The sequence below is a fragment of the Acidovorax sp. SDU_ACID1 genome (genome assembly GCF_045291395.1).
Lineage (GTDB): Bacteria > Pseudomonadota > Gammaproteobacteria > Burkholderiales > Burkholderiaceae_C > MR-S7.
Genome location: NZ_CP152342.1, coordinates 4,314,685 through 4,328,190 on the forward strand (window position 1 = coordinate 4,314,685; position 13,506 = coordinate 4,328,190).

Genomic DNA, 13,506 nt, shown 5'->3' on the forward strand with positions numbered 1-13,506 from the left:
ATTGTGACCACTGCCGCACGGGCACCGTGTCGGCGCGCGCCGCTACACTCGGCGCTCCCCCATCCCACAGGATTTCGAAGAATGCAAACGCGCTGCGCCCTGGTCGGCATGCCGGGCTCCGGCAAATCCACGGTGGGCCGCCAGCTCGCCCGCCGCCTGGGCCTGCCCTTCGTGGACCTGGACCAGCGGCTGGAGCAGCAGCTGGGCACGAGCATCCGCCAGTTCTTCGAGCAGCACGGAGAAGACGCCTTCCGCGACCGCGAGGCCGCCCTGCTGGCCGCGCTGGCGGCCGAGCCCGGCCCCATGGTGCTTTCCACCGGCGGCGGCGCCGTGCTGCGCGAGGCCAACCGCGACGTCCTGCGCCAGGGCTTTCCCCACGTGCTCTACCTGCGCGCCTCGCCCGAGGAAATCTTCAAGCGCGTCAAGCACGACCGCAGCCGCCCTCTGCTGCAGGTGGATGACCCCATGGCCCGCCTGCGCGACCTCTACCGCACCCGCGACCCGCTGTACCGCCAAGCGGCGCACTACGTCATCGAAACCGGGCGGCCGACGGTGAACACGCTGGTGAACATGATCGTGATGCAGCTGGAGATGGCGCTGGGCGCGGGCGCATAGCCCTCTTTCAGCGCGAGAGGTATTTCTCCTCGTAGATCCGCCGCGCCGGACGCATGTGGCCGAGCGCCAGCTCCACCAGGCGCGGCCGGTCGGCATCCGCCAGCGCCTGGACCATATGCGCATGCTCGGCGCAGGCGCGCTGCAGCGCCTCGCGGTCGGCGATCGCATAGGCGCGCGCTGGAAAGCTCAGCCAGTCGTGCAGGCGGATGGATTCGGCGATGTACGGGTTGCCGCACAGGCCGTAGAACAGCCGGTGGAACGCCATGTTCGTGCGGTGGATGGCGATCAGGTCGCCCGACTGGGCGGCCTGCGCATGCGCCTGCGCGGCGGCGCGCACGGACTCCAGGGGCTCGGCCTGAGGGGGCAGCGGCATGGCCTCGACGGCCGCGCGGTGCAGCACCGTGCGCAGGTGGTAGAGGTCTTCGAGGCTTTGCGCGTCGAAGCGGCGGATGCGCGCGCCCAGGTGCGGCGGCTTGACCACCACGCCCAGGCGCTGCAGCTCGGTGAGCGCCGCCCGCACCACATGGCGCTTGGCGCCGTAGTCCTCCATCAGGTGGTCCTCGATGAGCCGCGTGCGCGGCAGGATGATGCCGCGGATGATGTCGGTCTCGATGGCCTCGATGACCGCCGCGACCTGGGGGGACAGTTCGGCCCGGGGAAACACCCCCGCGTCCATGGCGGATTGCCGGTTGTTGCTCATCTGAATGTGCGCGCGTTGCTCTGGCTACGCCCCGGAGCGTAGCGCTTTCGCGCCCCTCTTTTTATCAATAGTTTCATCGCCGGAATCGGCGACAACGTGCCTGTTGAACACCGGCGGGAGGCTTCCTAGACTGCCGCCCAGCTTCAACACAGGAACCCCTCCATGGCACCGGTCAACGCCGCCAACGAACTCGTCAGTATCAACCCCGCCACCGGCCAGGAGATCGCCCGCGTGGCGGTCACCTCCGCCTTGGAGCTCGACGCCACGGTCGAGCGCGCCTGGCACGCCTTCCACCACAGTGGCTGGAAATCGCTGCTGCCGCACAAGCGCGCGCTGGTGCTCCAGGCCATCGCCGACGGCCTCGCGGCCGAGAAGGAATCGCTCGCGCGCCTGCAGATGCAGGACAACGGCAAGCCGCTGGGCGAATGCCGCGGCATGGTGGAGTCGGCCATCGGCACCTTCCGCTACTACGCCGGCGTGTGCGAGACGCTGGAGACGGACGTGACGCCCTCGCGCGGCGAGTACGTGTCGTTCACCGTGCTCGAGCCCTTCGGCGTGGTGGCCGCGATCACGCCGTGGAACTCGCCCGTCATGAACGACGCGACCAAGGTCGCGCCCGCGCTCGCCGCCGGCAACGCCGTGATCCTCAAGCCCTCGGAGGATTCGCCGCTGCTGGCGCCCGAGCTCGCGCGCATCGCATTGGCCGCAGGCCTGCCCAAAGATCTGCTGCAGGTGGTGCAGGGCCGCGGCGCCGACGTGGGCGCGGCCCTCGTGGCGCACCCCGGCGTGCGCATGGTCTCGTTCACCGGCGGCACCGTCTCGGGCCGCGCCATCGCGCGCGTGGCGGGCGACCGGCTCGTGCCCGCGGCGCTCGAACTCGGCGGCAAGTCGCCCCACGTGGTGTTCGCCGACGCGGACCGCGAACATGCCGTGGCGGCCGTGGTGGCGGGCATCTTCGGCTCGGCGGGCCAGTCGTGCGTGGCGGGCTCGCGCCTGTTCATCGAAGAGAGCATCTACGACGAGGTGCTGGCCGCCGTGGTGGCCCGCGCGCGCGGCCTCAAGGTCGCGGCGCCCGACGCCGAGGGCGTGGAGATGGGGCCGCTCGCCTCGTTCCACCACCGCGAGCGCGTGGCGCGCTTCGTGGAGCGCGCGCGCGCCGAAGGCGGCAACGTGCTGTGCGGCGGCGAAGCGCCCACGGGCGGCGCGTTCGACCAGGGCGCCTACTACCTGCCCACGGTGATCGACGGCCTGCAATACGGCGCCGCCTCGTGCCAGGAGGAAGCCTTCGGCCCCGTGCTCGTGGCCCTGCCCTTCAAGGACGAGGCCGACCTGATCGCCCAGGCCAACGGCACGGCCTTCGGCCTGGCCTGCGGCATCTGGACGGAGAGCTTCAAGCGTGCCTGGCGCATCGGCCGCGCGCTGGAAGCGGGCTCCGTGTGGATCAACACCTACAAGCAGTCGGTGACCAGCACGCCCTTCGGCGGTTTCAAGAACAGCGGCATCGGCCGCGAAAAAGGCATCGACGGCCTGAAGCTCTACGCCCAGGTCAAGAGCATGTACTTCGGCCTGCACGAGCAGCCGCTGGCCGTCGCCAAGTAACCCCTCTCTTTTTCTCCTTATCGTTATGACCCAGCCATCCCCCGTGGCCATCTATGGCCTTGGCAACATGGGCTATCCGCTCGCAGAGCGGATCGGCCGCCATTTCCCCACGCAGGTCTTCGACCTCGACGCCGCGCAGCTGCAGCGCGCGCAGGCCGCGTTCGGCGCGGCGCCCATCCAGGCGCCTTCGGACCTGGCGAACACACGCACTGTCGTGCTGTGCCTTCCCAACCCCGAGATCTCGCAGAAGGTGCTCCAGCAGATCGCGCCGCACCTGCCGCGCGGCGCCGTGGTGCTGGAGACCAGCACCGTGAACCCGGAGCACGTGCACGCCGAACAGAAGCTGCTCGCCGCCCACGGCATCGACGTGGTGGACGCCTCCATCATGGCCGGCGTGGGGCAGATGGTCGCCGGCACGGCCTCGCTCGCGCTGGGGGGCGACCCGGCCGCCATCGCGCGCGCCCAGGGCGTGCTCGACGCGATCGCCGCAAAGCAGGTCTATTTCGGCGCGCTCGGCGCGGGCGCCGCCGCCAAGGTGATCAACAACGCCGTGGCCCACGCCGTGATGATCGTGGTGGCTGAGGCCGGCGCCATGGCCACGGCCGCGGGCGTGGACTGCCACAAGCTCATCGCGCTGCTGTCCGATGCGCAGATGGGTCTGCACCGCCCACTCACACACCGCTACGCCGAGCGCATCGTGGACGGCAACTACGCCGGCGGCATGCCGCTGGACGCCGCGCGCAAGGACTCGGTGCTCGCGCTGCAACTGGCGCAGACGCTGGGCGTGCCGCTGTTCGCCATCCAGGGCTCGCACAGCGTGTACGACATGGCCGTGGCCGCTGGCCATGGGCGCGACGACTACGCCGCCGTCGCCAAGCTCTGGGCCGCCTGGGGCTGCCCGGCCGTGCCGGCGAAAGACTGAATCCGCTTCCCTTTCCATACCGACAACCACCCTTCAGGAGACCTATGTCCTTCCCCTCTCGCACCCTCCTCGCCGGCACGCGGCGCTCCTGCTCGCCGCCGTCGGCGCCCTCGCGCTCGGCGCTGCGCCTGCCTGGGCCGCTTGGCCGGAAAAGCCCATCGAACTCGTGGTGGGCTTCGCCGCCGGCGGTGGCACCGACATCACCGCGCGCACGCTGGCCGTGCACCTGGGCAAGCACCTGGGCACGCAGGTGGTGGTGACCAACAAGGCCGGCGCCTCGGGCGAGCTGGGCCTGGCCCAGGTCGCCAAGGCCGCGCCCGACGGCTACACCATCGGCATGACCAACATGCCCGGCCTGGTGACCCTGCCGATCGAGCGCAAGACGCAGTTCAAGGGCAACGATTTCGCCTACATCGCCAACCTGGTGCGCGACCCCAGCGCCTTCAGCGTGCTGGGCAGCAGCAAGTACCAGACGCTGGCCGACCTGATCGCGGACGCCAAGGCCCGCCCCGGCGAGCTCAGCTACGGCTCCACCGGCGTGGGCACCGACGACCACCTGGCGATGGTGCTGTTCGAGCGCCTGACCGGCACGCGGCTGAACCACGTGCCCTACAACGGTGCGGGCCCGCTGCGCACCGCCGTGCTGGGCGGCCACGTGGTCATCGGGGGCATGAACCTGGGCGAGGTGATGCCCTTCCGCGACAAGGTGCGCGTGCTGGCCCAGGCCAGCGCGGGCCGCTCGCAGCTGGGCAAGGACGTGCCAAGCTTCACCGAACAGGGCGTGAACCTGGTCTTCAACTCCGAGCGCGGCATCGTCGCGCCCGCTGCCACGCCCGCCGACGTACAGCGCCGCCTAGCCGAGGCCCTGCGCGCCATCGCCGCCGATCCCGAGTTCCAGAAGCAGATGGCGGCCCAGTTCACCGAGATGGACTATGTCGAAGGCCCCGCCTGGAAGGCCCGCCTGGACAAGGCCACGGCCGATTTCGTGGAGCTGTGGAAGACCTCGCCCTGGTCCGACAAGTAAGCGCCACGCCCGACCGGGAGGCCGGCCGGCCGGCTCACCCCAGGTTGGGCGCGAGCCGTCGGCGCAGTTCCTCCACATCCATCCCCCGCCGCGCGGCCATGTCCTCCACCTGGTCCTCCCCGATCTGCCCCACGTTGAAATACGTGGCGTCGGGGTGGCCCAGGTAGAAGCCGCTCACGCTGGACGCGGGGAACATCGCCAGGCTGTCGGTCAGGCTCATGCCGATCTCGTCCGCCTGGAGCACCTTGAACAAGTCGGTCTTGGCCGTGTGGTCCGGGCAGGCGGGGTAGCCGGGCGCGGGGCGGATGCCCTTGTACTGCTCCTTGACGAGCTGTTCGTTCGTCAGCTGCTCGTCGGCCGCATAGCCCCACAGGTCCTTGCGCACGCGCTCATGCAGGCATTCGGCGAAGGCCTCGGCCAAGCGGTCGGCCAGGGCCTTGAACATGATGCTGCTGTAGTCGTCCAGCGCATCCAGGAATTCCTTTTCCTTCTTCTCCGCGCCGATGCCGGCCGTCACGGCGAACAGGCCCGCGTAGTCGGGCGTGCCCACCGGCGCAACGAAGTCCGACAGGCAGCGGCTGGGGCGCATCACGCTGTCGATGGCCTGCTTCTCGGTCTGCTGGCGCAGGCCGTACCAGGTCATCAGCGCGCTGGTGCGCGACTCGTCGGCATAGAAGACGATGTCGTCGCCCACGCGGTTGGCGGGGTACAGGGCCATGACGCCGCTGGCCGTGAGCCAGCGGCCTTCGATGATCTTCTTGAGCATGGCCAGGGCGTCGGCCAGCACCTTGCGCGCCTCCTCGCCCACGATCTCGTCCTGCAGGATGGCGGGGTAAGGCCCGGCCAGGTCCCAGGTCTGGAAGAACGGGCCCCAGTCGATGTACTGGGCGATCTCGGCCAGGTCGAAGTTCCTGAACACGCGCCGGCCCAGCGCGCGCGGCGCCACGGGCGGGTGCGCCGCGAAGTCCACCACGGTCGCGTTGGCGCGCGCCTGGGCCAGCGGCCACAGCGGCACCTTCTTCTTGTTGGCGTGGAGCTGGCGCACGTGGTCGTAGTCGGCCTGCACCTCGGCCAGGTAGCCGTCCTTGTTCTCGCCGAGCAGGCTCTGCGCCACGCTCACGCTGCGCGAGGCGTCGGGCACGTAGACCACGGGGCCGTCGTACTTGGGCGCGATCTTCACGGCGGTGTGCACGCGCGAGCAGGTGGCGCCGCCGATCAGCAGGGGGATCTTCTTGATGCGGAAGTACTCGTCCTTGTCCATCTCGCCGGCCACGTACTGCATTTCCTCGAGGCTCGGCGTGATGAGGCCCGACAGGCCGATGATGTCCGCCCCCTCGGCCTTGGCGCGCGCCAATATTTCGTGGCAGGGCACCATCACGCCCATGTTGATGACCTCGAAGTTGTTGCACTGCAGGACCACGGTGACGATGTTCTTGCCGATGTCGTGCACGTCGCCCTTGACGGTGGCGATGACGATCTTGCCCTTGCTCGACACGTCCATGCCGGCGGCTTCCTGCTGGCGCTTTTCTTCCTCGATGTAGGGGATCAGGTGGGCCACGGCCTGCTTCATCACGCGCGCGCTCTTGACCACCTGGGGCAGGAACATCTTGCCCGCGCCGAACAGGTCGCCGACGATGTTCATGCCGTCCATCAGCGGGCCCTCGATCACATGCAGCGGGCGGCCGCCGCCCTTGACGACGATGGCCTGGTACGCCTCCTCGGTGTCCTCGACGATGAAGTCGGTGATGCCGTGCACCAGCGCGTGCGACAGCCGCTCGCCCACGCTCTTGGGGTGCTCGGGCGTGCCGCGCCATTCGAGCTTCTTGCTGTCGTCCTTGGCCGCGCCCTTGGCGGATTCGGCGATCTCCAGCAGCCTTTCCGCCGCATCGGCGCGGCGGTTGAGCACCACGTCCTCCACGCGCTCGCGCAACTCGGTGTCGAGGTCGTCATACACGCCCACCATGCCCGCGTTGACGATGCCCATGTCCATGCCCGCTTGAATGGCGTGGTACAGGAACACGGTGTGGATCGCCTCGCGCACCGGGTCGTTGCCGCGGAAGCTGAACGACACGTTGGACACGCCCCCGCTCACCTTCGCGCCCGGCAGGTGCTGCTTGATCCAGCGCGTGGCCTCGATGAACTCCACCGCGTAGTTGTTGTGCTCCTCGATGCCGGTGGCGACGGCGAAGATGTTGGGGTCGAAGATGATGTCCTCGGGCGCAAAGCCCACCTCGTCCACCAGCACGCGGTAGGCGCGCTCGCAGATCTCGATCTTGCGCGCGTAGGTGTCGGCCTGGCCCTGCTCGTCGAAGGCCATGACGACGGCAGCGGCGCCGTAGCGCTTGACCAGGCGGGCCTCGTGCTTGAACTTCTCGATGCCCTCCTTCATGCTGATCGAGTTGACGATGCCCTTGCCCTGGATGCAGCGCAGCCCGGCCTCGATCACCTCCCACTTGGACGAGTCCACCATCACCGGCACCTTGGCGATGTCGGGCTCCGACGCGATGAGGTTCAGGAAGCGCACCATGGCGGCCTTGCTGTCGAGCATGGCCTCGTCCATGTTCACGTCGATGACCTGGGCGCCGTTCTCCACCTGCTGGCGCGCCACCGACAGCGCTTCCTCGTACTGCTCGTTGAGAATCATGCGCGCGAAGGCCTTGGAGCCGGTGACGTTGGTGCGCTCGCCCACGTTGACGAACAGCGTGCCCTCGCCGATGAAGACGGGCTCCAGGCCGGAGAGTTTCATGGGGGGGACGAGGGCAGCGGACATCGGACTCACCTGTGCAAACGGTTCGGGGGGACAGGTGAGCGTCGTTGCGAACGGGGGACGGCCCCAAGCCTGACGGGCCGGTGGACGGCCCGCTGCAACGCTCCTTGGGGGAAAGGGCGATTTTACCGGCTGATCTTGTTACATTGCGCGACAGGATCAGGCGCAGGGCCTTTTCCCCGACACCGACAAGAAGAGGGCAACGATGTTTCGATGGACACGATATGCGGGCGCGGCCATGGCGCTCGCGCTGGCGGCGGGCTGCGGCGGTGGCGACGACGATGACGGCTACGTGCCGCCGCCCACGCCCAAGGTCACCGGCGCCGAGGGCTTCTGGGCCGGCAAGGCCTCCACCGGCTACGACGTGGCCCTGGCTATCCTCGACAACGGCGACACCTGGGGCGTGTATGCCCGCGATGGCGTGATCCACGGCGCGGTGCACGGCACCACCCTCTCGGCCGACGGGCGCCTGCGCGGCTCCGGCGCGCAGTTCGACCTCGCCGGCAACACCGTGGCCTCGCGCGCCTACGAGGGCACCTACGCCATGCAGAAGGACATCCAGATCGGGTTCGGCTTCGATGCGTTCTCGGGCACCTACAGCGCCGCCTACGAGCAGCCCGCGTCCCTCGCCCAGCTGGCGGGCACCTACCGGGGCATGGGCGTGAGCACCGGCGCGGCGAGCATGCCTGTGACGCTGTCAATCTCCGCGAACGGCGCCGTGGCCACCGAGCCCATGCAGGGCTGCACGGCCCAGGGCTCGGCCGCGCCGCGCCCGGGCGGCAAGAACATCTTCGACCTGCGCATCGCATTCGCGGGCGACGCCTGCGCGCTGGGCCACGGGGCCATCGCCACGGGCGTGGCGTACTACGACAGCGGACGCCTGATGGCCGTGGGCCTGCTGCCCTCGCAGATCCAGGGCTTCGCCTTCCTGGGCGGCAAGTAACGCTACCGCACCGGCAGGAACTGCATGAACGTGCCGCCCGCCAGCCCCTGCACATAGCCGATGACGGCGCGGCGGTACTTCTCCGTGGTGACCTGCGCCAGCAGGTCCACGCGCGCGATGATCTTGCCGAACTCGCGCTCGTAGCTCAGGTTGCGCTCGGCGGCGCTGATCTCGTCGGCCAGCAGCAGCGGCGCGCCCGTGGCGGCGCGGCGCTGCGCGAGCATCCACACGGCGACCTCCAGGTTGCGCGCGGCGTTGTAGAGGTGCTGCGCGTCCTGGCCGTCGACCAGGTAGAACTCGGTCTTGCCGCCATGGGCGGTGATGAGCATGTCGGCCACGGCGTAGATGAAGCCCGCCACGCGGTCGCCCGTGAAGTCGGGCGAGAGGGCCAGGGCCAGCGCGTCGATGTCGCGGCGCTGCTGCAGCGCGGGCCAGCCGCTGCGCTGGGCGATGGCGGCACGCAGTTGCGTCACGGCCAGGTCGCGGCTGGCGGCGCCGCCCTTGCGCCACTCAGCCGGGTTGCGGCGGTAGAGCTTGTCGGCCAGGCGGTGGAGGCTTTCCAGGTTCTCGCGCATGGCCACGGTCGCCACGCGGTTCATGTCGGACTGGCCCCATTCCTGCATGCTGGCGTCCGCGCCCTTGACCTCGCCCTTGTGCGTGGGCGCAGGCGTGCCGCAGGCGGCCAACAGCAGGGCGGCGGCGGTGGCGAGGGTGAGGCGGCAGGCGTGCATCTGGGCTGCATTATGGCCAGATCGGCCTGCAACCCTTGTCCATCAAGCGCGGCCAGCTATCATTTTTTCACATTCTTCCTGCTCCAGCGCGCGCAGGCGGCGGTACAGCGTGCGGGGGCTGACGCCCAGCGCCCGCGCCTGCTCGCGGCGCGTGGCCGCGTGGGTGGGGGCGCCGGGCTGCAGCGCGGCGCGCAGGGCCGCGTTCTCGATGCCGCGCAGCGTGGCCCGCGGGGCAGGGGCCGCGGGCGCGGGTGGGGGACTGTCGAACCCGAGGGCGCGCTCGATGGTCTGCGCGGTGACCACGGGGCCGTCGGTCAGCAGCGCGGCGCGCTCCAGCACGTTGCGCAGTTCGCGCACGTTGCCGGGGAAGGGGTGCCGGGCCAGGCGCCGCTGGGCCGCGGGTGCCAGCGCCAGGCGCCGGCCGGGAGCGACGCGCTCCAGCAGCGACGCCGCCAGCAGGGGAATGTCCTGCACGCGCTCGCGCAGCGCGGGCAGCCGGATGGGGAAGGTACTCAGGCGGTAGTACAGGTCTTCGCGGAAGCGCCCCTCGGCCACCAGCGCGCGCAGGTCGCGGTGGGTGGCGGCGACGAGGCGGATGTCCGCGCGGCGCAGCTCGGTCTGGCCCACGCGGCGGTAGGTGCCGCTTTCCAGCAGGCGCAGCAGCTTGACCTGCATGGTGAGCGGAATATCGCCCACCTCGTCGAGGAACAGCGTGCCGCCGTGCGCGGCTTCCACCAGCCCGGCGCGGGCGGCGTGCGCACCGGTGAAGGCGCCGCGCTCGTGGCCGAACAGCTCGCTCTCGAACAGCGTCTCGGGCAGGCTGGCGCAGTCCACCACCACCAGGGGACGCGCGGCGCGGGCGCTGGCCTCGTGCACGGCGCGGGCGGCCAGCTCCTTGCCGGTGCCCGATTCGCCCAGCAGCAGCACGCTGGCCTGCGAGGGGCCGACGCGCGCGATCAGCTCCAGCAGCGCCTGGAAGGGCGCGCTGCGGCCGATCATGCCCGGCGCGCCGGAGCGGCCCTGGGCGATGCGCAGCGGCTCCATCTTCTCCACGAAATAGAGCGGCTCGCCGTCCGCACCGCGCAGGGGGACCAGCTCGATCTGCACGTATTCCTCGCCGCCCGGCGTGTGGTGCAGGTGCAGCACGCGCTCGCGCTGGCCGCTGTGCAGCGAGCGCGCGAGCGGACAGGTCTCGCCCGCCTGGTCGCAGGGCACGGCCGAGTGGTGCGACACCGCGTGGCAGCTGCGTCCAACCACCGGCGCGCCCTGGGCGAACTGGCCGCGGTAGGCGGCGTTGGCGGCCACGATGCGGTAGGCGCGGTCGAACAGGATGTGGGGCTCGGGCTGGGCCTCCAGCCAGGAGGCCAGCAGGGACGGCAGCGCCGCCGGGGGCGCGTCGTCGGGCAGGGAAGGGGCGGTGGTCACGGGCGCTTCGGCGGGAGTGGAAGTGCCACAGGGTGACGCCAGTGGCAGCGATGGCACTTGACTGGCATCAAACCTCGTGCGCACGGCAAGCGTAAACGCCTGTCGGCATTGGTTTTTTTCTGCCGCTCCGGCACGGCGGGCGCTGGCACGGGTCTTGATGTGCAACAGGGCCTGTCCCCCGCCTTGCATTGGAGTTCCGCCATGTCCGCACCCGCTCTGCCACCCGACGCCCAACGGCGCACCCTGATCCACGCCACCGCCGCAGCGGGCGGCGCCGCCGCCGTGGCGGCGGCCGTGCCCTTCGTCTCCAGCCTGGCGCCCAGCGAGCGGGCGCGCTCCATGGGCGCGGCGGTGGAGGTGGACATCGCCGCCCTGCAGCCCGGCGAGATGCTGACGGTGGAGTGGCGCGGCAAGCCGGTCTGGGTGGTGCGGCGCACGCCCGCCATGCTGCAGTCGCTGCAGGGGCACGACGGCGAGCTGGCCGACCCCGCCTCCGCCAAGGACCAGCAGCCGCCCTATGCGCGCAATGCGCACCGCTCCATCGCACCGGAGGTGTTCGTCGCCATCGGCATCTGCACGCACCTGGGCTGCTCGCCCACGCAGGTGGCCGAGGGCGCGCCCCAGGCGGCCCTGCTGGGCGCGGGCTGGCCCGGCGGGTTCTTCTGCCCCTGCCACGGCTCCACCTTCGACAACGCCGGCCGCGTGTACCGCAACAAGCCCGCGCCCACCAACCTGGAAGTGCCGCCGCACCGCTTCCTGAGCGCCACGCGCCTGCGCATCGGCGAGGACGGCGACGCCGCCTGAGCCACGCACCACCACAACAACAACGATCCGCCATGCCCACGCCCCAGCCCTCCACGCCCGCCGCACACGACGGCTACATCGACCTGTACGAGGCCAAGAAGAAGATCTACCCCCGCGCCATCGGCGGCCTGTTCACGCGCTGGCGCTGGGCGCTGGTATGGCTCACGCAAATCGTGTTCTACGGCCTGCCGTGGTTCCAGTGGGGCGGGCGGCAGATGGTGCTGTTCGACCTGGGCGCGCGGCGCTTCTACCTGTTCGGGCTGGTGCTCTACCCGCAGGACTTCATCTACCTCACGGGGCTGCTCATCATCTCGGCCCTTTCGCTGTTCCTGTTCACCGCCGTGGCCGGGCGGCTGTGGTGCGGCTTCGCCTGCCCGCAGACGGTCTACACCGAGATCTTCCTGTGGATCGAGCGCCGCATCGAGGGCGACCGCAGCGCCCGCATGCGGCTGGACCGCGGCCCCTGGAGCCTGGACAAGCTCTGGCGCAAGGCGCTCAAGCAGACGGCGTGGATCGCCGTGGCGCTGTGGACCGGCTTCACCTTCGTGGGCTACTTCGTGCCCATCCGCCAGCTCGCGCCGCAGCTGCTGGCCCTGCAGGGCACGTGGCAGATCTTCTGGGTGGGCTTCTACGGCTTCGCCACCTATGGTTTCGCGGGCCACATGCGCGAGCAGGTGTGCAAGTACATGTGCCCCTACGCGCGCTTCCAGAGCGCGATGTTCGACAAGGACACGCTCATCGTCACTTACGACACCCCCCGCGGCGAGCCGCGCGGCGCGCGCGGCAAGAAGGCGCAGGCGCAGGGCCTGGGCGACTGCATCGACTGCGGGCTGTGCGTTCAGGTCTGCCCCACTGGCATCGACATCCGCGGCGGGCTGCAGTACGAGTGCATCGGCTGCGGCATGTGCGTGGATGCGTGCAACTCGGTCATGGACAAGGTGCATCTCCCCCGCGGCCTGGTGCGCTACGCCACGCAGAACGGCATGCGCCAGGCCTGGAGCAGCGCACAGATGCTGCGCCGCGTGCTGCGCCCGCGCGTGCTGGTCTACGGCACGGTGCTGCTGGCGCTGTGCATCGCCATGCTGGCCAGCCTGGCCACGCGCACCCCGCTCAAGGTGGACGTGGTGCGCGACCGCGCCGCCCTGGCGCGGCTGGTGGAGGGCGGGCAGATCGAGAACATCTACCGCCTGCAGGTGATGAACGCCACCGAGGGGCCCCGGCGCTACCGCATCGAGGCGCAGGGGTTGCCGCAGGTGCGGGTGGCCTCGGAGCCCGAGGTGGATGTGGGCCCCGCCGAGTCGCGCTGGGTGCCGGTGCGGCTGCGCGCGCCCTACGGCGCGGCGCCGGCAGGGTCGCACGCCGTGCGCTTCGAGGTGCGGGAGGTGGACGGCACGGCGCAGGTGTCGGAAAAGTCCGTGTTCCTCGTACCCCGCTGATCAAGCATCGAATCCGGCCCCGGCGCTTGACGGACAAGCGCTGGCAGCTATGGAAACAGGAGCCTACGAGGCCACGGCCACCGCCTGGGCCGAGGCCGGCAGGCCGAAGACGCGGTCGAACGACCAGTTGAACACGTAGGTGTAGACCAGAAAGAACAGCAGCAGCCCGGCCTCCATCAGCGTGGCCTCCCACAGGCCCACGCCGAACCACCACGCCATCAGCGGGATCAGCACCAGCGCCAGTCCGCCCTCGAAGCCCACCGCGTGCACCACGCGGCGCAGCACGGAGCGGCCCTTGACGCGCTGGCGCGCCTCCCACTTCTCGAACAGCGTGTTGAAGCTCACGTTCCAGACGATGGCGATCACGGACGCGGCCACCGCCATCGCGCCGGACGCGCCCGCGCCCTGGCCGATGGCCATGAACAGCAGGCTGGAGACGGCGATGGCGATCAGCTCGTACAGCGCCACGAAAACCACCCGGCGCTTGGCGCCCTGCAGGCCGGTGGCCTGTGTTGTTGTTGCATTCATGCGGCGCAGTGT

Annotated in this window: 12 protein-coding genes and 1 riboswitch; of the genes, 7 read left to right on the forward strand and 5 right to left on the reverse strand. The window is 70.2% G+C overall.

Annotated features, from left to right (window positions below; translation table 11 throughout):
• Positions 1 to 81 precede the first annotated feature (81 nt).
• On the forward strand, positions 82 to 615 hold the full coding sequence (locus AAG689_RS21215; protein WP_406623643.1) for a shikimate kinase: 534 nt from the start codon (positions 82 to 84) through the stop codon (positions 613 to 615).
• Between the two features lie 7 nt (positions 616 to 622).
• Here AAG689_RS21215 and AAG689_RS21220 read toward each other — a convergent pair whose 3' ends face one another.
• A complete protein-coding gene (locus AAG689_RS21220; RefSeq protein WP_406623644.1) occupies positions 623 to 1,315 on the reverse strand; it encodes a GntR family transcriptional regulator in 693 nt (230 codons plus the stop codon).
• Positions 1,316 to 1,477: 162 nt separating this feature from the next.
• Between AAG689_RS21220 and AAG689_RS21225 the strand changes: the two genes are divergently transcribed.
• The 3 genes from AAG689_RS21225 (at position 1,478) to AAG689_RS21235 (ending at position 4,860) form a co-directional block, all read left to right on the forward strand.
• Positions 1,478 to 2,914: an aldehyde dehydrogenase gene (locus AAG689_RS21225; RefSeq protein ID WP_406623645.1), complete on the forward strand. Its 1,437-nt coding sequence runs from the start codon at positions 1,478 to 1,480 to the stop codon at positions 2,912 to 2,914.
• Between the two features lie 25 nt (positions 2,915 to 2,939).
• Positions 2,940 to 3,836, forward strand: coding sequence for an NAD(P)-dependent oxidoreductase (locus AAG689_RS21230; protein ID WP_406623646.1), 897 nt, complete (start codon positions 2,940 to 2,942; stop codon positions 3,834 to 3,836).
• A 169-nt stretch (positions 3,837 to 4,005) separates the two neighbouring features.
• Positions 4,006 to 4,860, forward strand: a complete 855-nt coding sequence (locus tag AAG689_RS21235; protein ID WP_406623647.1) for a tripartite tricarboxylate transporter substrate binding protein — start codon at positions 4,006 to 4,008, stop codon at positions 4,858 to 4,860.
• A gap of 34 nt (positions 4,861 to 4,894) precedes the next feature.
• On the opposite strand, the gene metH is transcribed toward AAG689_RS21235, so the two are convergent.
• Positions 4,895 to 7,630, reverse strand: a complete 2,736-nt coding sequence (gene metH, locus AAG689_RS21240; protein WP_406623648.1) for a methionine synthase — start codon at positions 7,628 to 7,630, stop codon at positions 4,895 to 4,897.
• A gap of 29 nt (positions 7,631 to 7,659) precedes the next feature.
• A riboswitch (S-adenosyl-L-homocysteine riboswitch) is annotated at positions 7,660 to 7,742 on the reverse strand.
• 90 nt (positions 7,743 to 7,832) lie between these two features.
• On the opposite strand from metH, the gene AAG689_RS21245 reads away from it, so the two are divergent.
• A complete protein-coding gene (locus AAG689_RS21245) occupies positions 7,833 to 8,570 on the forward strand; it encodes a hypothetical protein (RefSeq protein ID WP_406623649.1) in 738 nt (245 codons plus the stop codon).
• Positions 8,571 to 8,572: 2 nt separating this feature from the next.
• Here AAG689_RS21245 and AAG689_RS21250 read toward each other — a convergent pair whose 3' ends face one another.
• The gene (locus tag AAG689_RS21250) at positions 8,573 to 9,301 is read right to left on the reverse strand and encodes a hypothetical protein (RefSeq protein ID WP_406623650.1); all 729 of its coding nucleotides are present in this window, start codon (positions 9,299 to 9,301) and stop codon (positions 8,573 to 8,575) included.
• A 42-nt stretch (positions 9,302 to 9,343) separates the two neighbouring features.
• Positions 9,344 to 10,726 (reverse strand): sigma-54 interaction domain-containing protein, encoded by a 1,383-nt coding sequence (locus AAG689_RS21255; protein ID WP_406623651.1) that lies wholly within the window; start codon positions 10,724 to 10,726, stop codon positions 9,344 to 9,346.
• A gap of 201 nt (positions 10,727 to 10,927) precedes the next feature.
• Here AAG689_RS21255 and petA point away from each other — a divergent pair, with 201 nt between their 5' ends.
• Positions 10,928 to 11,530: a ubiquinol-cytochrome c reductase iron-sulfur subunit gene (gene petA, locus AAG689_RS21260; RefSeq protein WP_406623652.1), complete on the forward strand. Its 603-nt coding sequence runs from the start codon at positions 10,928 to 10,930 to the stop codon at positions 11,528 to 11,530.
• Positions 11,531 to 11,562: 32 nt separating this feature from the next.
• Positions 11,563 to 12,966 carry a cytochrome c oxidase accessory protein CcoG gene (gene ccoG, locus AAG689_RS21265; RefSeq protein ID WP_406623653.1) on the forward strand — a complete coding sequence of 468 codons (1,404 nt, stop codon included), beginning with the start codon at positions 11,563 to 11,565 and terminating at the stop codon, positions 12,964 to 12,966.
• 63 nt (positions 12,967 to 13,029) lie between these two features.
• On the opposite strand, the gene AAG689_RS21270 is transcribed toward ccoG, so the two are convergent.
• A complete protein-coding gene (locus AAG689_RS21270; RefSeq protein WP_406623654.1) occupies positions 13,030 to 13,494 on the reverse strand; it encodes a PACE efflux transporter in 465 nt (154 codons plus the stop codon).
• Between the last annotated feature and the right edge of the window lie 12 nt (positions 13,495 to 13,506).

Bases quoted from the DNA above. Each gene is read 5' to 3' on its own strand.
- AAG689_RS21215 (WP_406623643.1), top strand. From the start codon at position 82: ATGCAAACGCGCTGCGCCCTGGTCGGCATGCCGGGCTCCGGCAAATCC.
- AAG689_RS21220 (WP_406623644.1), bottom strand. From the start codon at position 1,315: ATGAGCAACAACCGGCAATCCGCCATGGACGCGGGGGTGTTTCCCCGG.
- AAG689_RS21225 (WP_406623645.1), top strand. From the start codon at position 1,478: ATGGCACCGGTCAACGCCGCCAACGAACTCGTCAGTATCAACCCCGCC.
- AAG689_RS21230 (WP_406623646.1), top strand. From the start codon at position 2,940: ATGACCCAGCCATCCCCCGTGGCCATCTATGGCCTTGGCAACATGGGC.
- metH (WP_406623648.1), bottom strand. From the start codon at position 7,630: ATGTCCGCTGCCCTCGTCCCCCCCATGAAACTCTCCGGCCTGGAGCCC.
- AAG689_RS21245 (WP_406623649.1), top strand. From the start codon at position 7,833: ATGTTTCGATGGACACGATATGCGGGCGCGGCCATGGCGCTCGCGCTG.
- AAG689_RS21250 (WP_406623650.1), bottom strand. From the start codon at position 9,301: ATGCACGCCTGCCGCCTCACCCTCGCCACCGCCGCCGCCCTGCTGTTG.
- petA (WP_406623652.1), top strand. From the start codon at position 10,928: ATGTCCGCACCCGCTCTGCCACCCGACGCCCAACGGCGCACCCTGATC.
- ccoG (WP_406623653.1), top strand. From the start codon at position 11,563: ATGCCCACGCCCCAGCCCTCCACGCCCGCCGCACACGACGGCTACATC.
- AAG689_RS21270 (WP_406623654.1), bottom strand. From the start codon at position 13,494: ATGAATGCAACAACAACACAGGCCACCGGCCTGCAGGGCGCCAAGCGC.